Raw genomic sequence first — 20,886 nt, 5'->3', positions numbered from 1 at the left:
CTGTCACGCGCCGAGCGGGTTGGGCAGCCTGGTCCAGCTGTCACCGGGCGGCGCGCCCTCCAGGCGGGTGAGCAGGTGGGCCTTGACCGTGAGGTGCGGGCCGAACAGGGCCTCGCGGTCCTCGGCGCACGCGAACTCCGCGGAGCGCGCGGCCGCGGCCACGACGTCCCACAGCCGGGACTCGGCGGCACGGTCGCCCTGGCAGAACAGCGCGATCAGGCTGCCGAACGTGGTGCCGACGAGCCCGCCGAAGAGCTTGGCGTGCAGCGTCCCGGGGTCGTCGGTGAGCAGTCTGGCGCTGACGGGCGGCACCTCGATCCCGTTGCGGGCGAGCCTGGCGGGGCTGATCCTGACGTCGGCCAGGTCGCGGTAGACCAGCCGGCGCGGGAGGCCGTCCGGGTCGAGCTCGACGAGCAGGTTCTGGCCGTGCGCCTCGAGCGCCACGCCGAGCGCCAGCAGGCCGAGCGCGTCCCTCCAGGCCAGGCGGGCGAACGCGGCCAGCCAGGCCGCCGGGTCCCGCACGGTCGCGCGGGTGACGGCGCCGACGGGGATCGCGTTCCCGGTCGGCTCGCGGAGCATGGCCGACACGTCGGGGCTGTGCTCGCCGTTCACCTTCCCGGCGGCGCCGGCCAGGTAGCGGGCGATGCCGAGCCGACCGCCCAGCCGGGCGGACAGGGTGGAGAGCAGGTCCGACAGGTGGACGCAGTCGCGTACCGAGCCGGGGGAGATGTCCCTGACGCCGGAGGTCATCCGGGTGCTGAACGCCGTCTTGACGTGCGGGCCGCCGTCGAGAGGCGCGAGGGTCCGTACGGACATCAGCGGGCGGGCCGGGACGGCGCCCGTGACGTGCGGCCGTAGGCCCAGCGCGGGCAGGACGTGGGCGCTCTGCCAGGGGTGCACAGGGAGCAGGAGCCGGTCGCCGTCCATGAGCGCGGCCGGCCACGGGCCCGAGACCAGGCAGTCCGCGGCGGGCAGCGCGAGCAGGTCCAGGCGGACGACGGCGCGGTGCTCCGGCATGTAGGCGAGCTGCTCCGCCACGGAGACGCCGGGGCGGCTGCGGCAGCCAGGATGGTACGGATGGCCGTCCACCACGCTCTGCTCGTACTCCTCGGGGGTGGACGGGACGCGGGCGGGCTCCGCGCGGGACAGCGCCAGCGAGGCCACGCTGTTGTCCAGGTCCTCGACCAGCCCGGCGGTGCCGGGCAGGCCCAGGGCGGCGAGCAGTTCGGCGGGGTGCGTGTGGGGGTGTCCGTCCAGCCAGAGCGCGGGCTCGCCCCCGAGGTCGTACGGCTCCCGTGCCGCCCCGGTGAGCACGCGGCCGTCCGCCAGCTCGACGCGGGCCCGTCCCCGCAGGAGCCCGGGGAGCGGTTCGTGGAGGAGGCTGCGCCAGAGGCGGCCGAGGACGGCGGCCCGCGCGTCCGGGAGGGCCGCGAAGTACGCCGCCGAGAGCTCCGGGCGCACCAGGGAAAGGTCGGCCGCGAATTCCGCCTCCCAACGCCTCATAATTCCCACCATTTCCAGGAAACCCGCCCAGTAGCTACCCTGTTGGCACCAATAGGGACAAAGGGTAGGGATAAGGTCGCCATGGCACCTACCGACGGCCTTCTTCCTCTCCCACGAGAGGCACAGACAGACGCCGCGAACCTCGCGACGACGGCACTGCTCAACTGCCTGATCCGCGAAGTGGCCCGGCCCACGCGGGCCGGCGCTTTCCTGCTGCCCGCGACCGGCCGGCTCCTGCGCGTCGCCGGCGGGCGGTTCCCGGACCGGGCCGAGCAGCGGACGCCCGACGGCTGGCGCCCCCTCTCCCTGGACGACCTGGTCGCGCTGACGGCCGCCGAACTGCGTGCGGGGACCGGGGTCGACAACGACACGCTGCCCGCCGAGATCACGCACAGCCGGGACGTCATGGCCGCCCTGCTGGCCGCCAGGCGGGCCGCGACGCCGCCCGCGGACCTCTACCTGCGTTCCGAACAGGCCCTCGTCGCCGGCCATCGCTACCACCCCGCGCCCAAGGCCCGCGGCGGGTCCGGTCCGGGGGCCTGGCTCCCGTACGCGCCGGAGGCGTACGCGAGCTTCGCGCTGCCGCTGTTCGGGGTGCCGGCCGAGCGGCTGGTGGAGGTGGGGGAGGCGGGCGCGCTCGACCGGCTGGGGCCGCCTCCCGGCGACGGCCTGGCCCTGCTGCCCGCGCATCCCTGGCAGGTGGAGCTGCTGGGCGGCCCGCCGCTGCGCCACGTGGGCGTCACCGGGGTCCTCGCGTCGCCGACCTCGTCGATCCGTACGGTGTACCTGTCCGAGCTTGACCTGTTCTGCAAGTTCAGCCTGGACGTGCGGATCACGAACGACATCAGGCGGCTGTGGCTGCGCGACCTGAGCAGGCTGGCCGTGGTGGCCGAGGTCGTCGGACAGGCGTTCGACGACCTGCCCGACCACGTGGCCCGGCCCGCCGTGCTGCGCGACCGCGGCTACCGCAGCGCCGAGCTGGACCGGGACGGAGGGGAGGCGCTGGCGGTGATCGTCCGCGACGGCCTGCGCGAACACGTGCGCCCGGAGCTGACGGTGCTGCTCGCGGCCGGGATCAGCGAGGGCTTCCCCGGCAACCCGCTCGACGGGCTGGGCGAGGAGTCGGCGCTCGTGTGGTGGGAGCGGTACCTGGATCACGTGGTTCCCCCGCTCCTGCACGCCTATTTCCGTCATGGGGTCGTGCTGGAGTGCCATCTGCAGAATGTCCTGATCGCGGTGGACGAGCACGGGCTTCCCGCGCAGGCCGTCTTCCGCGACCACGAGGGGGTCAAGCTCGTCGCGGAGCGGCACCCGTCGCTGAAGGGCGTCGGGGGTGCGCGGGCGTGGGAGCGGCTGGTGTACTGCCTGGTGACCAACAACCTCTGCGAGATCGCGGGAGCCCTGGCCGAGCGCCATCCGGGGTTGCGGCGGGAGCTGTGGGCACGGGCCAGGACGGTGTTCACGGGGTGCGGCAAGGATCACGGGGATCCGGACGAGCTGCGCGATCTGCTGGCCGCCACGCACATCCCGGCCAAGGCCAACCTGCTGCTGCGCTGGTTGAACGCCGGGGGCGGCGACATGCGGGCCGTCCCCGTACCCAACCCCCTGGCCCCGTGACGCATAGCGGTGCGGCCGGGGGGCGTCTGAGGGGGTGATGACTATCCCCTGGAGGTGATCGTGGACGTCGCGGACGAGCAACGTTTCCGCGAGTTCGTCTCTGCGCGCTCCCCCGCACTCATGCGACTCGGGTTCCTGCTCACCGGTGGTGACCAGCACGCGGCCGAGGACCTGGTGCAGACCGCGCTGGCGAAGCTGGCGAGCCGGTGGCGGCGGGTGGACGCGCCTGAGGCGTACGCCAAGCAGATCATGTACCGCCAGCAGATCAGCTGGTGGCGGGCGAGCAGGCGGCGCGGCGAGGTGGTGCAGGCGGAGCCGCCCGAGCTGGCGGACCGGGACCTCAACCACCAGAGCGAGCTGCGCATGGTGTTGCGGTCGGCGCTGGCGCGGCTCACGGCGCGGCAGCGCACCGTGCTGGTGCTGCGGTATTTCGAGGACCTGCCCGAGCAGGACGTGGCGCGGGCGCTGGGCTGTTCCGTCGGAACGGTCAGGAGCACGGCGCACAGGTCACTGGCCCGCCTGCGCGAGATCGCCCCCGAACTGGCCAGGGAACTGGAGGTGGCCAAATGACGCGACTGCTTCGGGACACGCTGCAGGAGTGGGCCGACGAGACGAGGGTGCCGCACGATCTGGCAGACCGGGCGCTGCGGAGGCGTGCCTGGAAGCCCGTCGGCATGGTGGTGCTGGCCGTGGGGCTGGTGGCGGCGATCGCGGTGTCCGCCGTGGGCCTGCGCGGCGCCGGGCCGGATGTGCGCGACCCACAGGCCACCATGCGCGCGGCCACCGGCGTCACGCTGCCCCCGCGCCCATCGCCCGCGCCGACCGACGTGCGGGCCGACACGGAGCACATCCCGCCGGCCAAGCTGATCGCCGCAGGACGCATGGCCGTGTCCGCGTACTACATCGCCCGGCGGGAGCGGATCTCGGACAAGGAGCAGCGGGTCGTGTACAGGTGGTCGCTGTACGACCCGCGCACCGACGGCTACGAGAAGACCTCGTGGGCCTGGGTGGACGTGGCCCCGGGGCTGCAGGTCGCCGCCGTGCTGGATGGGGAGCTGATCAGCAGGCGGCTGGGCATCCTCGACCTGAACACCCGGCAGATCCTCAAGTGGATCGACCTGGAACACCCGGTCGGGTCGGTCACGTGGTCCCCCGACGGCACCAAGGTCCTGGCCACGGCGTACTCCAGCTATCCGGACATCCTGCAGGGGAAGGGCGACCAGGCGTCCCCGATGGGGAACAGCCCCCGTACCGGCTACTACATCGTCGACGTCGAGGCCGGTACGGCCGACTACCACGAGTTGCCGCCGCTGGGCGACGGGACGTTCGACGGAGCCGGACAGCCCGCCAACATGAACGGCCGCCAGGACCTCGGCTGGAGTCTGGACGGCACGCTGATCTGGGCGCCCACTGACACCAGCCCGGACCGGGTGTTCTACACCCTCGACGGCGAGCAGACGGAGTGGCCAAAGGGGGACCGATACGTGGACTACTCGCGTATCTCGGCGACCTCCCCGAACGGCCGCCTGGTCCTGGGCCGCGGCGTGCCGGCCGATCCCGTCGGGGGGCAGAAGGTGCTGCAGCTGCACGCCTGGGCCGACGACGACAACGTCATCGCCGTGGGGTGCGCCGGGTCGTGCAAGAGCGAGTTCAACAACGGGCTGGTCCTGGTGAGCGTGGACGGCCGGCGGACGACGCAGCTCGGCGCGAACCGCGACTCCGACAAGGAGGGCTCCTGGCGATGGGTGCTCACTCCTAGGTAACTGGATCGATCGTTCTCGAATGTGCTAGCTTGGCCCCGTGGCGAGGAGCAAGGAGTTCGATCCCGAGGTCGCGTTGCAGAAGGCCCTGGAGCTGTTCTGGGAGCGCGGATACGAGGCGACGTCGATGGCGGACCTCGTGGAGCGCCTCGGGATCGCCCGGGCGAGCATCTACGGCACCTTCGGCGGCAAGCGCGAGCTCTACCTGAAGGCGCTGGAGCGTTACCTGGAGCAGCACAACGTGGTCGAGCGGCTGTCCCGGCCGGGGCCCGCGCTGCCCGCCGTCCGGGCCTTCCTCGACTCGTACGTCGCGGAGTGCCTGGCCGACGAGCTGCGGCGGGGCTGCATGGTGGTGAACACGGCGGTGGAGTTCGCGACGCGCGACGCCGCCGTGTCCCGCAAGGTGACGGAGAGCTGGGCGGGGCTGGAGACCATGCTCGCCGCCACCCTGGTCAGGGCGCGGGCACAGGGCGAGATCCCGGCGGGGAAGGACCCGTACGCGCTGGCCAGGTTCCTGCTCGTGCTGTTGCAGGGCATCAGGGTGCTCGGCAGGGCCGACCCCGATCCGCGCCGCCTGCGCGACGCGGTCGACCAGGCCATGGTCGCCGTCCAAATTTGAGAACGATTGGTATGGAATAGATGAATCGCTTTGAAGGCAAGGTCGCCCTGGTCACCGGCGCGAGCGGCGTCCTGGGACGGGCCGCGGCGCTGGCGTACGCGGGTGAGGGCGCTTCCGTGCTGGTCGCGGGGCGCGACACGGCCAGGCTGGCCGAGGTCGTGAAGCTGATCGAGGAGCGGGGCGGGCGGGCGAGCGCGTTCGCCGTGGATGTCACGCGGTCGGCCGAGGTCGCCGCCATGGTCGAGGCCGCGGTCTCCCGGTACGGGGGCCTCGACGTCGCGCTCAACGCGGCCGGCGTCTTCGGCATGCTCGCGCCGCTGGCCGACTACGACGAGGACGTCTGGGACACCGCGCTCGCGGTGAACCTCAAGGGCGTGTTCCTGTCGATGAAGCACGAGATCGCCCACATGCGCGCCCACGGCGGCGGGGTCATCGTCAACGTGGCCTCCAACCTGGGCGCGCACTGGCGGCTGCCCGGGGCCGCCGCGTACGCCGCCTCGAAGGCGGGGGTGAGCTTCCTGACCCGCACCGCCGCCCGCGACCACATCGCGGACGGCGTACGGATCAACGCCGTCAGCCCCGGCCCGATCGACTCGCCCATGGCGACGCGGCCCGGCGAGACCCGGGAGGAGCGGGACGAGCGCATGAGGGGCGCGCTGCCGATCGGCCGGGTCGCCACGCCGGAGGAGGTCGCGGCGGCGGCGCTGTGGCTGTCGTCGGCGGAGTCGAGCTTCGTCGTGGGCCAGGACCACGTGATCGACGGCGGCGCCACCGCCTGACCGGTCATCCTGCTCGATCACGGGCTCTGCCCTGCCGTCCGTTCGAGTTGGCCCTGCCGCGCGTTTCCTCCTCCAGATGCTCGAACAACTCCGGCAGGGTCGCGCCGCACCGTACGTTGGACAGCGCGCTGTGCTCGGGCACCTGGACGGTGCGGATGGCGATGTAGCCGCCTCCGGCGCCTTCGATGATCTCCCAGCCGGGAATCCTCCTGATCGCCGTCACGGCACGCCCGCTACGACGTCGGCCCACACGACGCGATGACCCTCCTCGGTGACGTGCGTGCCGCATCTGGCGCTCAGCCGGGCCACGATGCCGAGGCCGCGACCCGACTCCTCCATGGGGCCCAACTGGCGAGGGACGAAGCGCGGCCCCGGTTCCGGAGCGCCCGGGTCGATCACCTCAAGGCGGACGAAGCCGTCGCCGAAGCCCAGCCGGACCTTGACCCAGTCGCGCCGCCTGCCGCCCGGGACGTGCTGGATGACGTTGGCCACCAGTTCGGAGACGATCTGGAGCGCGTCGGAGCGGACCGTCGGATGGCTGTCGGTGAGCCAAAGCCCGGTCGCCTGCCGCGCCTGCCACGACGTCTTGTCGTTGCGGCGCAGCGTCGTATCGCGCCATAGGACGACATCTGCGAGTTCTGCTGATGTGGTTCCTGCCCGCACAAAATCACCGCCTTTGTTCTGTTACGCCGGTATTTAGCTCGGACAACAGGCTGACCAGATGTCTGGAAGCACTTCCCAGCGTGCCGCCGCCGGGCTACTTTGTAATCGGCTCGTCACGGTCCGTTTCCAGACAGACGTGCTGGCACTTGTCCGGGTCCTGCGAAAGGGCGATGACATGACGACAGAGGTTTACGGCGAGGTACTGAAAAAGGCGCGTAACTCGGCAGGTCTTTCTCAAACGGCCCTGGGAGACCTGCTCTCATGCAGCGAGAGTCTGGTCGGCCTGATCGAGCGCGGTAAGCGGAGGCCGGGCAAGAAGTTCACCCTGGCGGCCGAGGCGATTCTGGGGCTGAACGGGGAGCTCTTCGGGCTCCTGCCCAACACAACGGTCATGTCCACTCCGAAGTGGTTCAGCGAGTGGCCGAAGGTGGAGGAGAAGGCGCACACCATACGAACGTGGCAACCCCTCGTGGTCCCGGGACTCCTCCAGACGGCTCGTTATGCGCGGGCCATCCTTTCTGCCGAGCCGGGAGTCGCCGAGCGGTGGATCGAAGAGGCCGTCGAGACGCGGCTCCGGCGGCAGTCTGTATTCGAGCGCGAGGATCCACCCATGTACTGGGCGCTGCTCGACGAATGTGTCCTCCTTCGGCCCGTCGGCGGGAAAGAGGTGATGCGAGAGCAGCTAGAGCACCTACTGAAGATGGGCGAACGGCCGAACATCTCCCTCCAGATCGTGCCGCTGGAAATCGGCGTCACCGCAGGTCTTCTCGGAGGCTTCGCTCTCGCTCAGGGCGACGGCCTGCCGGACCATGTCTACCTGGAAGCCGCTGAGCAAGCCTCCGTATCTGCTCGCGAGGACACGGTAAGGCACGTTAACGTCAGGTATGACGCAATTCACACATGGGCGCACCCCATACACGTGAGCCAGCGACTAATACGTGAGGTGGCGGCAAGGTATGAAGATCAGTGACGAGCTGCGGGCCGAACTGGATTCGGCTCAGTGGACGAAGTCCTCGCTCTCCGGCTCCAACGGAGGGGATTGCCTCTACGCGGCCAAGCTGAGCGGCGACCGGTACGCGATCCGGGATTCCGAGCAGCCCGACGTCCCGCCGATGATCCTACGCGGAGGGGTCTTCCGCGCCTTCGTGGGCGGCGCGAAGCTCGGCGAATTCGACCTCTGACCCGTCCCTTGCGGATGAAGCTGAGAGGCGAGGAGAGTGCTGGCACTCCACCGCGCGGTCGCTGACCTGACGCAACCAGCATGCCGCCATAGGGGACGAACTCTATGATCAGGTTCGTCCTGATCGTTGAGATTCGGAGAAGATGTCGATCTCATGCGCCGCGCCATGGTCCTTCTGGGTGGTTTCGCCCTCGCCGTCGGCGCGTTCGTCCTCTTCTACCGGGGCCCGGGACAACCGTTCATCCGCGGTTACGTGAGCGACGTCGCCGCCACCATGCTGGTCTACGCGTTCTTGGGGCTGCTGTGGCGCACCACCGCCGCACGCCGCACCCTGGCCACGGCCGCGATCGCCGCCGCCGTCGAGTTCTACCAAATCGTCGGCACGACCCCGCCGGGGATCGGCGGTGTCCTGGTCGGTGCGTTCCCGGACCCATGGGACCTGGTCGCCTATGCCATCGGTGTGGTCGCGGCCCTGGCCTGGGAACGCCGATGTCGCCCTGAGACGTGAAGGTACGGCCCGCGCCCCCGCTGCGGAGGGGACGCGGGCCGTACGAGGTGATTCTCAGACCCGGCTGATGCGGACGGCGTCGGCGATGACGTAGCCCGTGCCCGAGGTCCAGCGGCTCACGCCGACGGCGTTGTACGTGCCGGCGTTGAGCGAGAAGGTGCCCAGGCTCTTCCAGGCCCCTCCGCCGGAGCGCTGGTCGACGTAGACGGTCTGGTTGCCGCCCGACGCCGCCACGATGAACGGCGCCGAGCTGTTGTATCCGGGATCGTCCGGATACCAGACCTCGACCCGGTACGTCCCCGCGCTCGGGATGGTCGCCGAGTACCACGCCGGGTCGCTGGCGGCGACGGGGTCGGCGTAGCGGTAGTCGGCGCCGTAACGCTGGCTGGAGTAGGTGGAGGTGCCCCAGTTCGCGCTGGCGGTGAACTGGCCGGAGGTGGTGTTGTCGATGGTCGTGGACCACGACGGAGTGCCGCCACCGGTCACGTAGTTCATGTACGTGGTCCAGTTCCAGTACGAGCCCGGGTCGGTGTGGGTCGCGCCCGGGACCTCGTTGTGCCCGATGATGTGGCTGCGGTCCTTCGGGATGCCGTACTTGTCGCAGATGGCCTTGGTCAGGGCCGCGGAAGCCCGGTACATCGCGTCGGTGAACCACGAGGCGTCGGCGACGTAGCCCTCGTGCTCGATGCCGATGGACCTGGTGTTGTAGCTCCAGTTGCCGGCGTGCCAGGCGATGTCCTTGTCACGCACCATCTGGGTGATGGCGCCGTTGGAGGACTTGACCACGTAGTGGGCGGAGACCTGCGCGGCGGAGTTCTGGAACCAGGAGATGGTGCCGGCGTACGAGCCCTGGGTGACGTGGATGACCACCCGGTCGATGGCGTAGGCCGACGGGCGGCTGGAGGCGGTGTAGTTGCTGGAGCTGGCGGCCACCCACGCGGCCGGCGGGTAGTCGGGGCTGGCCACTTCGGCCTGCGCGTTCAGCTGGCGGGCCTTGGCGAGCTCGCCCCGGTCGGCGGTGACCTCCTGCGGCTTGACCTGGACGCCGCGGATGTCGATGCCGAGGCCGAGCTGCTCGTACACGGCGTCGGCGTAGAGGCGGGCCAGCTCGGGCGAGGAGGCGTTGCCGTACTTGGCCACGGCCTGGTACCAGCGCCCGGCGTCCTTCCTGGCCGTCTCGTCGAGGCCCAGCCCGTCGGCGAGGGAACGCAGCACGGTCGCGCCGCCGAGGATGTTCGCCTCGTCGTCGGCCTTCAGCTTGTCGGCCGGGAGCTTGGTCAGCTCGGCGGCCTTCTCGAGCGAGTGGTTGGTCGGATTGCTGACCAGGTGCATCACGCCGTATCCGCCGCTGGCGCTGGGCTCGCCCTTGTGGCCGTCGAGGTGGGTCTCGGCGTAGGCGAGCGCGACGAGCAGGTCGCGGGGGACGTCCTGCGCGGCGGCCGCCTTGGCGAACGCCGCTTGGAGCGGGCTGTCCTTGGCCACCGCCAGGGCGGGCTGGCCTGCGGCGATGAGGAGGACGGCGAGGGTCGAGGTGGCGAGGGCTGCTAATCGCGTGCGGACGAGAGTCATGGGGGTGCTCCTCGTTGGTGGTAAGCGGCGCACCGTGGGCGCGCGGAACCTGCTACCTCCGGGTGGACCGCTAGACGCGCCCACCGTATGGCACGTCTTGACATATGTCGATAATTGACATTACTCACGTGTTAGGTGAAACTTTTCGCCCCTTTGACGGCGGTCGTCCGGTGTCGAGGCTGCCGGGGGGAAGAGGTTCGAATGCCGCTTCAAAGAGAGCGGGCGCGCCTGACGTGGTGCGTGTTCCGCGCCCCGAGATTGGGCCCCACCGAAGCGGTGAAGACTATTGCACTTTCTCCTGAACGCGCTGAAACTTCTCTTCGTGATCGCGTTGCGCGCTGCTCTCGCGGCCTTCGCCGTACTCGTCCATCTTGTGACCTCCCCTTTCTCCGCCGCCGCGGCCGCCTGCACGCCTGACCCCGCCACCCCGAAACGCCAGCTCAGGGCCATGTGGATCTCCACGGTCGCGAACATCGACTGGCCCAGCGACACGGGGCTGAGCGCGGCGAAGCAGCAGGCCGAGTTCCGCGCGTGGCTGGACATGGCCGTGCAGAAGCGGATGAACGCCGTGGTCGTGCAGATCAGGCCCACGGCCGACGCGTTCTGGCCGTCACCGTTCGAGCCGTGGTCGGAGTGGCTGAGCGGCACCCAGGGCGGGAACCCCGGGTACGACCCGCTGGCCTTCATGGTCAACGAGGCGCACGCGCGCAACCTGGAGTTCCACGCCTGGTTCAACCCGTACCGGATCGCCAACCACGCCGATCCGAACAAGCTCGTGGCCACGCACCCCGCGCGGCAGCACCCCGAGTGGCGCTTCGCGTACGGCGGGAAGCTCTACTACAACCCGGGCATCCCGGCGGTACGCGCCTTCATCGAGGACGCGATCATGGACGCCGTCTCCAAGTACGACGTGGACGGCGTGCACCTCGACGACTACTTCTACCCCTATCCGGTGGACGGCCAGACCATCCCCGACGCGGGCACGTTCGCCCAGCACGGCGGCGGGATCGGCAACATCGCCGACTGGCGGCGCAACAACGTCAACCTGCTCGTGCAGGAGCTGGGCCAGCGCATTCACACCGCGAAGCCGCACGTGTCGTTCGGGATCAGCCCGTTCGGCATCTGGCGCAACTCCTCGACCGACCCGCTGGGCTCGCGCACGTCCGGGTTGCAGTCGTACGACGCGATCTACGCCGACAGCCGGAAATGGGTCAAGCAGGGCTGGGTGGACTACATCTCGCCCCAGATCTACTGGCACATCGGCTTCTCCGCCGCCGCCTACGAGGTGCTCACGGCCTGGTGGTCCGACCAGGTGCGGGGCACCGGCGTGCAGCTCGTCGTCGGCCAGGCCGCCTACCGCGCCGGAGCCTCCGGGCAGGACGCCGCCTGGCAGGACCCGGCGGAGCTGAGCGACCACCTGACCGACAACCGCCGGCATCCCGAGGTGTCCGGGGACATCTTCTTCAGCGCGAAGGACGTCAAGGCGGACCGGATCGGGTCGATCACCCGGGTGGTGAACGCCCACTACTCCAAGCCCGCGCTGCTGCCCGCCCGCGGCTCGGCGGCGGCGCCGCCCGCGCCCGCGATCACCTCGGCCGCCCAGGGCTCGACCGGCGTCCAGCTCGCGTGGACGGGCTCGGGCACGTACTACGCGGTGTACCGGGTGAACGGGTTGCAGTCCACCGCGGACCCGTGCTCCTTCGCCGACGCCCGCAACCTGCTCACGACGACCCGCAAGACGTCCTTCACGGACCCGTCCGCCGCCTCCGGGGCGTTCACGTACTACGTGACCGCCCTCAACCGCACCCACCAGGAGAGCGCGGCCAGCACGGGCAAGCCCGTGGGGCAGTCCGGCGACGGGTTCAGCGTCGTGATCGACAACTCGGACGCGGGCTTCACCGCCAGCTCGAACTGGGGCACGTCCGCCTTCTCCGGACAGTTGCACGGCGCCGACTACCGCTTCGCCAACCCGGTCTCGGCCAGCGATCCCGCCTGGTACCAGACGACCATCCCCAGCGCCGGGACCTACCGGGTGGAGGTGTGGTACCCGGCCGACTCCGGCTACAACAGCGCGACGCCGTACATCGTCGCCACCTCCGGCGGGAACCAGACGGTCACCGTGGACCAGCGCAGCGGCGGCGGGCAGTGGCGGGTGCTGGGCACGTACACGCTGGCGGCGGGCACGTACAACGTGGTCGGGGTGAGCCGGTGGACCTCGGCGACGGGCTACGTCATCGCCGACGCCGTCCGCATCACCAAGACCTGAGGTCGCCCGGTTGGAGGCTGGGCAGGGCCGGTGCGTGATCGTACGATGAGCCGGTGGACGGTGTCCGTCCGCGGCCGATCGACGCGGTCGCGGTCCTGGCCGCGGGAGGCTTGACGCTGGCGACCGGCTACACCGGCCCGGTCCTCGTGGTCCTGCTCGCGGCGGCGGTGCCGGTGCTCTGGACGCGCAGGGCGCCGCTCACCGTCGCCTGGGTCAGCGCGGGGACGGCGATCGCCCTGCCCGTGCTGTCGGTGGTCTGGCACGTGCCGCTGCCGGACGCGGCGCCGCTCTGGCCGCCCACGTGCGCCTTCGCCGCGTACGGCGCGATGGCGTTCGCGGCGGAGCGGTATCGCGGCATCCAGCGCTGGCTGCCGGTGATCATCCTGGGCCTGGCCGTCCTGTCGCTGCCCGACCGGCTCCCGCTGATCCTGCGCACCGAGGCGGCGCTCGCCCTGGCCACCCTGTACGGCATGTACGTGGCCGTCAGGGAGCGCCTGCGCCGCGAGCTGGCGGAGCGGGCCCAGCGGGTCGAGCGCGAACGGCTGGCGGGCGAGATGCACGACGTCGTGACCCACCGGGTCAGCCGGATGGTGCTGCAGGCCGGGGTGCTGGCCATGGCGGCGCGCGACGAGCGCGGGAGGGCGGCGGCGGAGGAGATCCGGGCGACCGGGTTCGAGGCGCTGGACGAGCTGCGTCACATGGTGGCGCTGCTACGGCGTGGCACCGGGGAGGGCTTCGACCTGGGGCTCCCGCTGCCCGACCTGCGGCCGCTGGTCACCGAGTCGGCCTGCGCGGGCGTCCCCGCGGAGCTGGTGGTGGACGGCACGCCGGTGCCCGTGTCGGGCGTGGTGGGGCGCACCGCGTACCTGATGGTGGAGGAGGCCCTCACCAACGTCCGCAAGCACGCGCCAGGGGCGGAGGCGCGGGTGCGGGTGCGCTATCGCCCGGGATCGGTACGGATCGCCGTGCGCAACACCCCTGGCCAGCCGGACGCCTGGGTCGGCGGCGCCGGGCCCGGGATGGGGCTGCTGGACCTGCGGCGGCAGGTGGAGCTGGTGGGCGGCACCCTGGAGACCGGGGAGGACCGGGAGGGCGGCTTCCGGGTCGAGGCGACGTTCCCCACGTCGCCTCCGTGAGTTCCCCACGTCGCCTCCGTGAGCGGGAGGTCAGCCCCAGTCGTTCAGCAGGCGCTCGAACTGGGCGTTCGCCTCGACGGGGTCGTAGCCGGGCAGGGCCTCGCGCATGAGGTCCTGGGTCTGGCGCTGGGCGTCCGCGCACGCCTCGCCCACCGCGGCGAGCGTCTGCTCGGCCAGCTCGTGGCTGTTCAGGCGGGTCGCGCGCGGGCCGTACCGGACGTCCAGGACGAGCCCGTTGACGTCGACGGTCGCCTTGACCTGGCCGGCGGCCGCCTCGCCGGTGCCGACGATCTTTTCGAGGTCCTCCTGGGCCGTCTCGAGCCAGGCGAGCACCTGCTCACCCTGGCGGGCGACCTCGTCCACGTCCTGTTCCCTGATGTTGGCCGGGTCGTAGGGATGGCCGTACACACTTGCCTCCGAGCTTAGAGAAGATCGCGGGCCGCCTGCTCGACCCGCCGGCGTACGAACGTCTCGTCGAGCGGCTCGGGCAGGTTCGCGGCGCCCATGGCCTCGTCCGCGAGCACCCCCGCCTTGCGAACCGCGTCCTCCTGCGCCGCCCGGAGCACGGCGGTCACCTCGCGTCCGAGCGTCGGCTCGCCGAGCCGCAGGGCGCGCGGGTCGATGCGCAGGCGGGTCAGCCCGCCCTGGCCGTCGGCGGCCGCCTCGATCAGCCCGTCCTTGCTCTTGGCCAGGCCCTCCAACTGCCGGATCGCGGCCTGTGCCGCGCGCAGGTCACGGATGGCCCGCCGGCCCTGGGCGAAGTACTGCTCCAGGTATTCGGCGTCGTGCTCGGGTGAGGGGACGGACAAGGCGACCTCCGGTGGTCAGGAGAGCGGACCAGGTGGCCAAGTCTAGACACACGCTGACAAGATCCTTACTTGGCGATGTAGATCTCATTAACGCGAAATGTTGCACAGACCGCTATATGTCCCTATATGGTCATTCGGCATGATGGGACTCGAGATTGCTCTGGGGGCGGTGGGGCAGGAGGCCTCGCGGATCAGGGCCCATGGAGAGGACTACGACGCTGCTCTCCAGCCGCTCAAGGCACGTGGGGACGGGGTGTCCTCCTGGGGGGATGACGGCCTGTTCGCCATCTTCACCAGCGCGTACGCCGAATGCCGCGCGACGTCGATGGCCGCGCTCACCGGACTTTCCACGGAGATGAGCGCCACCGGCGAGGGCCTGCAGGCCGTGGTCAGGAACACGGCCGACATGGAGGCTGCGAACGTCCAGAACACCGAGCAGCTCGGCCGCGCATGGGTGTAGTGCTGCCCCCGGCGGCGGCCGGGATGATGGCGATGCTGGGCCCGTGGCCGAACCTGGACGAGGACGACATACGCGCGGAGCGCGACGCGACGCGGGTCGCGCACGCCGGGACGGTCCCGGCCGCGAGCGGAGCCGACACCTCGATGCGCGGCGTCCAGCAGGTCTACCGCGGAGAGTCCGGCACCAGCGCCCAGAACCACTGGGCCAAGGCCGGCGCCGACGGCGGCCACCTGACCCAGGCCAACAACGCGATGAAGCTGGCCCCGGTGGCGCTGGAGGCCGGCGCCGCGGTCGTCTCGGCGGTCAAGGTCGCCGTCGGCACCCAGGCGGTCTTCACCGCGGTCGCCGTCCACAAGGCCCTGTTCTACGGCGGCGCGGCCGGCCTCGGCTACGCCACCGCACGCACCCTCATGGCCCGCAAAACCGTCGGCAAAATCCTGCGCGAGGGCAGCGAAGGCGGCAACGTCATCGCCCGCATCATCCGCCGCCGCATCCTCGAACCCATGCGCCGCATCCTGGACAACCTCCGCCGCCCCGGCGGGCTGCGCCCGGCATTCGCGGGCGCGGGCGGGCGCACCGTGGGGCCGAGAGCGACGACCGGCCCTCGCCACGTGAGCGACTACATGGCCAAGATGGGCCGCAGCAACAAGAACGCGCGGGGCGGCGGCAACGGCCGCCGCGGGGGTGGCGGCCGTCGCGGCGGTAGCCCCCGCAACAGCACCGATGGCACGACGTCCCACGCAGCCGATCGTCAGGGCCAGCGGGGAATCAGCGACGACCAGGTCCGGCAGACGGTGGAGAACGGCCAGACGAGACCCGGCAACACGCCCGGCACCACCGTGCATGAGACCAACAGCGTCCGTGTTGTGACGAACAACAAGGGTGGCATCGTGTCTGCTATCTGGAAGAAGAAGAAATAGCCGCAGTTGAAAGGCATGACGTGCGGATCGAACGTGACGATGAGAATGACGTCGCCTACATCTATCTGGTGGAGGAGATAGGCCAGGGGGAGGCGGATTCGCAGTTCCTGGTGGAGCGCGATGGAATGCCCGGCGAGGTGGTGCTGGACTTCGACGCGGGAGGCCGCCTGCTGGGGATCGAGGTCCTCGGAGCATCGGCGATCCTGCGGCCGGAGACTCTCGCGTGGGCCGACGAGGACGACGACGAGCCGCCGTCTCCTCCTTTTCCCTCGGGGTATGGACCGGCCCTCCCGTAAGGATGTGATGACCGGGGGCCGACCCGGGCCTCATACCAGAGAACGAACGGAAACGTCCTGAGGAAGGATGTCCTGCGCGGCCTCGCGGGCGAGTGTTGATTCCATGAATCGACTCGCCCGGACGGCCGCGTTACTCTTCGCGGTCGTCCTGCTCGCCTCGTGCGGCGCCCGGAGCACCGCCACGCCGGCCGGTCACACCGCTCACACCGGACATGCCGCCAAGGCCACGGTTGCGGCGGCCCAGCTGCGGGCCGGTGAACGGTTCGTCAACCTGACGATGGCGGAGCCGTACACGCCGAACCCGCCCAACGGCGGCACGGACGACTACCGCTGCTTCCTCATCGACCCCAAGCTGGCGAGCAAGGTGTTCCTGACCGGCGCCCAGTTCCAGCCCCAGAACCTCGACCTCGTCCACCACGCGATCTTCTTCAGGATCGACCCCGAGCACGCCGCCAAGGCGCGCGAGATCGACCGGCGCACCCCCGGCCAGGGCTGGACGTGCTTCGGCGACGACGGCGTCGGCGACTCCTCATGGGTGGCGCACTGGGCCCCCGGCACCAGCGAGACGCTGCTCGACCCCAAGTACGGCTACGAGCTGCCGCCGGGCAGCCGGCTCGTCATGCAGGTCCACTACAACCTGCTGGGCGTGGAGGGCAAGCCGGGCACCGACCGCTCGGGCATCCGCCTCCGCGTGACCGACCAGACCCTGCGGCCCCTGGAGACCGCCCTGTTCCAGGCCCCGGTGGAGCTCCCCTGCACGCCGAAGGAGTCGGGACCGCTCTGCGACCGGGCCGCCGCGGTCAAGGACGTCGGCGCCAGGTTCGGCGAGGAGCTGACGCAGCAGGTGGCGATCCTCACCAAGTACTGCGGGCCGAGCAAGCCGGGGCCGACCCAGCACTGTGACATGCCCGTCGAGGGCACCGCCACGGTCCACGCCATGGCGGGCCACATGCACCTGCTCGGCCGCGCCATCAAGGTCGAGCTCAACCCCGGCACGCCGAAGGCGCAGACGCTCCTGGACGTGCCCGAGTACAACTTCGACGACCAGTCGCTGCGGGTCCTGCCCAAGCCAGTCACGGTGAACAAGGGCGACGTCGTACGGGTGACGTGCACGCACGACGCGGGCCTGCGCGCCCAGCTGCCCCAGCTGCAGAAGCTGCCGCCCCGGTACGTGGTGTGGGGCGACGGGACCAGCGACGAGATGTGCCTGGGCATCGCGATCGTGACCCCCGGAGCCGCCTGACCCCCGGAGCCGCCCGATCCCCGAGCCGCCTGACCTCAGGCGGCGACGGGCCCCTCGCTCTCCCACCGGGTGAGCACCGCCCGGTGCCCGGTCTGTAGGCCGGTGCCCGGGTCGATCGCGAAGTCGCCGAACAGGGTCGCCGTCTCCAGGCCGGCGGCGGCCGACCACAGCTCCGCCCGCCCGGTCCCACCGGCCCGGGCGGCGCAGTACGTCGCGATGATCGCGGCGGCGACCCCCTGGACCGCGATGTAGTTCGGCGGCACCCCGGACCGCTTCTCGTAGGCCGCGACGAACTCCTGCTCGGAGACCCCGAAGGCCGCCTCGCCCGCGCCGCCGGGGAACCACTGGCCGACGCCGTAGATCCCGCGCGGATCGTCCACGGCCGCGCCGAACTCCCGCACCCCGGCGGCCACGGCGCAGATGGTGCGCGCGCGGCGGGCCCGCCTGACCACCTCCACGTCCTCGTCGAAGGCCCCGGCGCAGAAGAGGTTCCAGGAGTCGTCCACCGGGCCGCCGAAGACCACCGGGATGTCCACCGCGTGCGCGGCCCGCGCGGCGCCCTCCGCGACCTGCAGGGCGAAGCGCCCCTTGCCGCTCACGATCCGCAGCGGGCTGTGGTCGCCGCTCTCCGCGAGCCGGCGGACGAACGGATCGGCGTACCGGCCGGCCGGCGTCTGGACGGAGACGACATGCCCCGGGTTGGCCGCCTGAACGTCGTCGCCCGAACCGCCGTGGTTCCAGATCAGCCTGTCGAGCGCCGCGCCGATGCGCCCCGCCCGCCGCATGAGCTGCGTGGAGTACGGCCCCAGCAGGAGGTCGCACTGGCCCGCCAGCCGGGGGAGCACGACGTCCAGGGAGCCAGGCTCGCTGTGGTCGTCCTCGACGATCAGCTCCACGGCCGGGTCGAGGGACTGCCAGACTTCGAGGCCGAGCCGGACCTGCCCGCCGAAACGGGCGTGCTTCCCGGACAGGGAGACGGGCACCCCGATGCGGAGCCGCGAGGACGTCATCCCATTTTCACTCCCCACTCAGCAAGACAATAACCCTGACCTGGGCATTCAGTGGTTCACCGGCCTCGTGAGCGGATAGAGACCACCACGTGAGCGAGGAGATTCTCAAGGCCGAGGGGCTGCGCAAGACCTTCCCCGGCGTGGTCGCCCTCGACGGCGTGGACCTGAGCCTGCGCACCGGCGAGGTGCACGTCCTGCTGGGCGAGAACGGCGCGGGCAAGAGCACGCTGATCAAGATCCTCTCCGGCGCCGACCACCCCGACGAGGGCCGCATCCTGATGGACGGCCGCCCGGTGCACCTCCGCACCGCGGGGGACGCGCAGCGGCTGGGGATCTCCACCATCTACCAGGAGTTCAACCTCGTCCCCCAGCTCACGGTCGCGGAGAACCTCGCGCTCGGCCGCCCGCCGCGCAGGTTCGGTTTCGTGGCCACCGGGCGCATGGAGCAGCAGGCCAAGGAGCTGCTGGACCGGGTCGGCGTGGACGTGCACCCGCGTACGCCGGTCGCCGGGCTGGGCATCGCGCGCATGCAGATGGTCGAGATCGCCAAGGCGCTGGCCCTGGACGCCCGGGTGCTGATCATGGACGAGCCCACGGCCGTGCTCACCACCGGTGAGGTCGCGCGGCTGTTCGCGATCGTGCGGCAGCTGCGCGAGGAGGGTGTGGCGGTCGTGTTCATCACCCATCACCTGGAGGAGATCGCCGAGATCGGCGACCGGGTGACCGTGCTGCGCGACGGCAGGTCCGTGGCCCGGGTCCCGGCGGACACCCGCAGGGACGAGCTGGTCGCCCTCATGGTCGGGCGGCCCGTTGACCAGCAGTACCCGCGGCGGCCATCCAGGCGGGGCAGGCCGCTGCTCGAGGTGTCCGGGCTGACCCGCAGGGGAGCGTTCGGCGACGTGTCGTTCGAGGTGCGGGCCGGTGAGGTGGTCGGGATGGCCGGGCTCGTGGGCGCGGGCCGCACGGAGGTGGTGCGGGCGGTGTTCGGGGCCGACCGCTACGACGCGGGCGAGGTCACCGTACGGGGGACGCGGCTGCCGCCCGGCGACGTGCACGCCGCCATGGAGGCCGGGCTCGGCCTCGTCCCCGAGGACCGCAAGGGCCAGGGCCTGGTGCCGCAGGCCGGCGTCGCCGAGAACCTGGGCCTGGTCACCATGCGCGCCGCCACCACGGCCGGTTTCGTGGACCGTTCCTGGATGCGCTCGGCCGCCGCGAAGGCGGCCGAACGGCTCGGCATCCGGATGGCCGGGCTGGACCAGGAGGTGCGCACGCTCTCCGGCGGCAACCAGCAGAAGGTCGTCATCGGCAAGTGGCTGGTGGCGGACGCCCGCGTGCTCATCCTCGACGAGCCGACGCGCGGCATCGACGTCGGCGCCAAGGTCGAGATCTACGAGCTCGTCAACGAGCTCACGGCCGAGGGGGACGCCGTGCTGATGGTCTCCAGCGACCTGCCGGAGGTCCTCGGGATGAGCGATCGGATCCTGGTCATGGCGCGGGGGCGGCTCGTCGGCGAGCTGCGCGCGGCCGGAGCCACGCAGGACGACGTGATGGCCCTGGCCGTCGCGGAGGTGGAGGGTTCCCGTGCCGAGTGACGCGCTCCTGGGCCGCCGGTCACCGGCGGCCGCCTGGTTCGCCGAGAACGGCGCGCTGGCGGCGCTCGTGGTGCTGGTCGTGGCGCTGTCGCTGCTGTCGCCCGACTTCCTCAGCGTGACGAACCTGCTCAACGTCGGCGTCCAGGCCGCCGTCACCGCGATCCTGGCGTTCGGGCAGACGTTCGTGATCGTGACGAGCGGCATCGACCTGTCCGTGGGCTCGGTCGCGGCGCTCTCCGCGATCGTCCTGGCCTGGACCGCCGGCGTCGCCGGCCTGCCGTGGCCACTGGCCACCCTGGTGTCCCTTCTGGTCGGGGTGGTGTGCGGGCTGGTCAACGCGGTCCTGATCGCGTACGGCAGGCTGCCGCCGTTCATCGCCACGCTGGCCATGCTCGGCGTCGCCCGCGGCCTGGCCCTGGTCATCTCGGCGGGCAGCCCGATCCCGATGCCGGACGCCGTCTCGCACCTGGGCGACACGGCCGGCGGAGTCCTGCCGGTCCCCGTGATCGTGATGGTGGTCATGGGGGTGATCGCCGCCGTGATCCTCAACCGCACGTACGCGGGCCGCGCCATGTACGCCATCGGCGGCAACGAGGAGGCCGCCCGCCTGTCGGGCATCAAGGTCGGCCGCCAGAAGCTGATCACGTACGCGCTGTCCGGCGGCTTCGCGGCGGTGGCCGGGATCGTGCTGGCCAGCCGCCTGGCCTCGGCGCAGCCGCAGGCGGCGGCCGGGTACGAGCTCGACGCCATCGCGGCCGTGGTGATCGGCGGCGCCAGCCTGTCCGGGGGGAAGGGCAGGGCGCTCGGCACGTTCGTCGGCGCGCTCATCCTGGCCGTCCTGCGTAACGGCCTGAACCTGCTGTCGGTCTCGGCGTTCTGGCAGCAGGTCGTGATCGGTGTGGTCATCGCCCTGGCGGTGCTCGTCGACACCCTGCGGCGCAGGGGAACCACTTAGG

General features: G+C 71.2%; 23 protein-coding genes. 16 read left to right on the top strand and 7 right to left on the bottom strand.

The genetic code is table 11. The features are described 5' to 3' along the window. Positions 1-3: 3 nt before the first annotated feature. Positions 4-1,503, bottom strand: coding sequence for an IucA/IucC family protein (locus tag AB0L65_RS15685; protein ID WP_364245287.1), 1,500 nt, complete (start codon positions 1,501-1,503; stop codon positions 4-6). Positions 1,504-1,584: 81 nt separating this feature from the next. Between AB0L65_RS15685 and AB0L65_RS15680 the strand changes: the two genes are divergently transcribed. Genes AB0L65_RS15680 through AB0L65_RS15660 form a run of 5 tightly spaced genes read left to right on the top strand, consistent with a single transcriptional unit; the run spans position 1,585 to position 6,278 of the window. Continuing rightward, complete coding sequence (locus AB0L65_RS15680) at positions 1,585-3,120, top strand: IucA/IucC family C-terminal-domain containing protein (protein ID WP_364245285.1); 1,536 nt, start codon at positions 1,585-1,587, stop codon at positions 3,118-3,120. 54 nt (positions 3,121-3,174) lie between these two features. Next, complete coding sequence (locus AB0L65_RS15675) at positions 3,175-3,690, top strand: SigE family RNA polymerase sigma factor (RefSeq protein ID WP_364245282.1); 516 nt, start codon at positions 3,175-3,177, stop codon at positions 3,688-3,690. Beyond that, the gene (locus AB0L65_RS15670; protein WP_364245279.1) at positions 3,687-4,883 is read left to right on the top strand and encodes a hypothetical protein; all 1,197 of its coding nucleotides are present in this window, start codon (positions 3,687-3,689) and stop codon (positions 4,881-4,883) included. The genes AB0L65_RS15675 and AB0L65_RS15670 overlap by 4 nt, the downstream gene beginning before the upstream one ends. 37 nt (positions 4,884-4,920) lie before the next feature. Further along, entirely contained in the window at positions 4,921-5,499 is a 579-nt protein-coding gene (locus AB0L65_RS15665; RefSeq protein WP_364245277.1) for a TetR family transcriptional regulator, read from the top strand. 20 nt (positions 5,500-5,519) lie between these two features. After that, on the top strand, positions 5,520-6,278 hold the full coding sequence (locus tag AB0L65_RS15660) for an SDR family oxidoreductase (RefSeq protein WP_364245274.1): 759 nt from the start codon (positions 5,520-5,522) through the stop codon (positions 6,276-6,278). 4 nt (positions 6,279-6,282) lie between these two features. Here AB0L65_RS15660 and AB0L65_RS15655 read toward each other — a convergent pair whose 3' ends face one another. Both AB0L65_RS15655 and AB0L65_RS15650 read right to left on the bottom strand, forming a co-directional pair. Then, positions 6,283-6,501: a hypothetical protein gene (locus AB0L65_RS15655; protein WP_364245272.1), complete on the bottom strand. Its 219-nt coding sequence runs from the start codon at positions 6,499-6,501 to the stop codon at positions 6,283-6,285. After that, positions 6,498-6,941 carry an ATP-binding protein gene (locus tag AB0L65_RS15650; RefSeq protein WP_364245270.1) on the bottom strand — a complete coding sequence of 148 codons (444 nt, stop codon included), beginning with the start codon at positions 6,939-6,941 and terminating at the stop codon, positions 6,498-6,500. The genes AB0L65_RS15655 and AB0L65_RS15650 overlap by 4 nt, the downstream gene beginning before the upstream one ends. Positions 6,942-7,116: 175 nt before the next feature. Between AB0L65_RS15650 and AB0L65_RS15645 the strand changes: the two genes are divergently transcribed. From AB0L65_RS15645 to AB0L65_RS15635, 3 genes are all read left to right on the top strand, one after another. Then, positions 7,117-7,911, top strand: a complete 795-nt coding sequence (locus tag AB0L65_RS15645; RefSeq protein ID WP_364245268.1) for a helix-turn-helix transcriptional regulator — start codon at positions 7,117-7,119, stop codon at positions 7,909-7,911. Beyond that, positions 7,898-8,122, top strand: a complete 225-nt coding sequence (locus tag AB0L65_RS15640; protein ID WP_364245265.1) for a DUF397 domain-containing protein — start codon at positions 7,898-7,900, stop codon at positions 8,120-8,122. Before AB0L65_RS15645 ends, AB0L65_RS15640 begins: the two co-directional genes overlap by 14 nt. A gap of 153 nt (positions 8,123-8,275) precedes the next feature. Next, positions 8,276-8,629: a DUF2809 domain-containing protein gene (locus AB0L65_RS15635; protein WP_364245259.1), complete on the top strand. Its 354-nt coding sequence runs from the start codon at positions 8,276-8,278 to the stop codon at positions 8,627-8,629. A 54-nt stretch (positions 8,630-8,683) separates the two neighbouring features. Here the strand turns inward: AB0L65_RS15635 and AB0L65_RS15630 are convergent, their stop codons facing one another. Continuing rightward, positions 8,684-10,198: an N-acetylmuramoyl-L-alanine amidase gene (locus AB0L65_RS15630; RefSeq protein ID WP_364245256.1), complete on the bottom strand. Its 1,515-nt coding sequence runs from the start codon at positions 10,196-10,198 to the stop codon at positions 8,684-8,686. A gap of 322 nt (positions 10,199-10,520) precedes the next feature. Here AB0L65_RS15630 and AB0L65_RS15625 point away from each other — a divergent pair, with 322 nt between their 5' ends. Both AB0L65_RS15625 and AB0L65_RS15620 read left to right on the top strand, forming a co-directional pair. Then, positions 10,521-12,464, top strand: a complete 1,944-nt coding sequence (locus AB0L65_RS15625) for a family 10 glycosylhydrolase (RefSeq protein ID WP_364245253.1) — start codon at positions 10,521-10,523, stop codon at positions 12,462-12,464. A gap of 53 nt (positions 12,465-12,517) precedes the next feature. Beyond that, on the top strand, positions 12,518-13,600 hold the full coding sequence (locus tag AB0L65_RS15620; protein WP_364245251.1) for a histidine kinase: 1,083 nt from the start codon (positions 12,518-12,520) through the stop codon (positions 13,598-13,600). 30 nt (positions 13,601-13,630) lie between these two features. Here the strand turns inward: AB0L65_RS15620 and AB0L65_RS15615 are convergent, their stop codons facing one another. Beyond that, entirely contained in the window at positions 13,631-14,008 is a 378-nt protein-coding gene (locus AB0L65_RS15615; protein ID WP_364245249.1) for a YbaB/EbfC family nucleoid-associated protein, read from the bottom strand. Between the two features lie 14 nt (positions 14,009-14,022). Next, on the bottom strand, positions 14,023-14,409 hold the full coding sequence (locus tag AB0L65_RS15610; protein ID WP_364245246.1) for a YbaB/EbfC family nucleoid-associated protein: 387 nt from the start codon (positions 14,407-14,409) through the stop codon (positions 14,023-14,025). A 139-nt stretch (positions 14,410-14,548) separates the two neighbouring features. On the opposite strand from AB0L65_RS15610, the gene AB0L65_RS15605 reads away from it, so the two are divergent. The 4 genes from AB0L65_RS15605 (at position 14,549) to AB0L65_RS15590 (ending at position 17,328) form a co-directional block, all read left to right on the top strand. Continuing rightward, complete coding sequence (locus AB0L65_RS15605; RefSeq protein ID WP_364245243.1) at positions 14,549-14,869, top strand: hypothetical protein; 321 nt, start codon at positions 14,549-14,551, stop codon at positions 14,867-14,869. Further along, positions 14,860-15,789, top strand: coding sequence for a DUF4258 domain-containing protein (locus tag AB0L65_RS15600; protein WP_364245240.1), 930 nt, complete (start codon positions 14,860-14,862; stop codon positions 15,787-15,789). Before AB0L65_RS15605 ends, AB0L65_RS15600 begins: the two co-directional genes overlap by 10 nt. 20 nt (positions 15,790-15,809) lie before the next feature. After that, positions 15,810-16,085, top strand: coding sequence for a DUF2283 domain-containing protein (locus AB0L65_RS15595; protein WP_364245237.1), 276 nt, complete (start codon positions 15,810-15,812; stop codon positions 16,083-16,085). A gap of 103 nt (positions 16,086-16,188) precedes the next feature. Further along, positions 16,189-17,328 (top strand): monooxygenase, encoded by a 1,140-nt coding sequence (locus tag AB0L65_RS15590; RefSeq protein ID WP_364245234.1) that lies wholly within the window; start codon positions 16,189-16,191, stop codon positions 17,326-17,328. 35 nt (positions 17,329-17,363) lie between these two features. Here AB0L65_RS15590 and AB0L65_RS15585 read toward each other — a convergent pair whose 3' ends face one another. Next, on the bottom strand, positions 17,364-18,338 hold the full coding sequence (locus tag AB0L65_RS15585) for an ABC transporter substrate-binding protein (protein ID WP_364245232.1): 975 nt from the start codon (positions 18,336-18,338) through the stop codon (positions 17,364-17,366). A gap of 89 nt (positions 18,339-18,427) precedes the next feature. On the opposite strand from AB0L65_RS15585, the gene AB0L65_RS15580 reads away from it, so the two are divergent. Beyond that, on the top strand, positions 18,428-19,930 hold the full coding sequence (locus AB0L65_RS15580) for a sugar ABC transporter ATP-binding protein (protein ID WP_364245229.1): 1,503 nt from the start codon (positions 18,428-18,430) through the stop codon (positions 19,928-19,930). Beyond that, positions 19,920-20,885, top strand: a complete 966-nt coding sequence (locus AB0L65_RS15575; RefSeq protein ID WP_363977950.1) for an ABC transporter permease — start codon at positions 19,920-19,922, stop codon at positions 20,883-20,885. Before AB0L65_RS15580 ends, AB0L65_RS15575 begins: the two co-directional genes overlap by 11 nt. The last annotated feature ends 1 nt before the right edge of the window (position 20,886 follow it).

The organism is Nonomuraea sp. NPDC052116 (assembly GCF_040680035.1).
GTDB lineage: Bacteria > Actinomycetota > Actinomycetes > Streptosporangiales > Streptosporangiaceae > Nonomuraea > Nonomuraea angiospora_A.
Note: the sequence above shows the minus strand (reverse complement) of the source record. Positions and strands in the feature narration are given on the sequence as shown.

What these genes read in the sequence shown, in the direction of transcription:
- AB0L65_RS15685 (WP_364245287.1), bottom strand. Translation starts at nt 1,503, where the DNA reads ATGAGGCGTTGGGAGGCGGAATTCGCGGCCGACCTTTCCCTGGTGCGC.
- AB0L65_RS15680 (WP_364245285.1), top strand. Translation starts at nt 1,585, where the DNA reads ATGGCACCTACCGACGGCCTTCTTCCTCTCCCACGAGAGGCACAGACA.
- AB0L65_RS15670 (WP_364245279.1), top strand. Translation starts at nt 3,687, where the DNA reads ATGACGCGACTGCTTCGGGACACGCTGCAGGAGTGGGCCGACGAGACG.
- AB0L65_RS15660 (WP_364245274.1), top strand. Translation starts at nt 5,520, where the DNA reads ATGAATCGCTTTGAAGGCAAGGTCGCCCTGGTCACCGGCGCGAGCGGC.
- AB0L65_RS15645 (WP_364245268.1), top strand. Translation starts at nt 7,117, where the DNA reads ATGACGACAGAGGTTTACGGCGAGGTACTGAAAAAGGCGCGTAACTCG.
- AB0L65_RS15640 (WP_364245265.1), top strand. Translation starts at nt 7,898, where the DNA reads ATGAAGATCAGTGACGAGCTGCGGGCCGAACTGGATTCGGCTCAGTGG.
- AB0L65_RS15635 (WP_364245259.1), top strand. Translation starts at nt 8,276, where the DNA reads ATGCGCCGCGCCATGGTCCTTCTGGGTGGTTTCGCCCTCGCCGTCGGC.
- AB0L65_RS15630 (WP_364245256.1), bottom strand. Translation starts at nt 10,198, where the DNA reads ATGACTCTCGTCCGCACGCGATTAGCAGCCCTCGCCACCTCGACCCTC.
- AB0L65_RS15605 (WP_364245243.1), top strand. Translation starts at nt 14,549, where the DNA reads ATGATGGGACTCGAGATTGCTCTGGGGGCGGTGGGGCAGGAGGCCTCG.
- AB0L65_RS15600 (WP_364245240.1), top strand. Translation starts at nt 14,860, where the DNA reads ATGGGTGTAGTGCTGCCCCCGGCGGCGGCCGGGATGATGGCGATGCTG.
- AB0L65_RS15590 (WP_364245234.1), top strand. Translation starts at nt 16,189, where the DNA reads ATGAATCGACTCGCCCGGACGGCCGCGTTACTCTTCGCGGTCGTCCTG.
- AB0L65_RS15585 (WP_364245232.1), bottom strand. Translation starts at nt 18,338, where the DNA reads ATGACGTCCTCGCGGCTCCGCATCGGGGTGCCCGTCTCCCTGTCCGGG.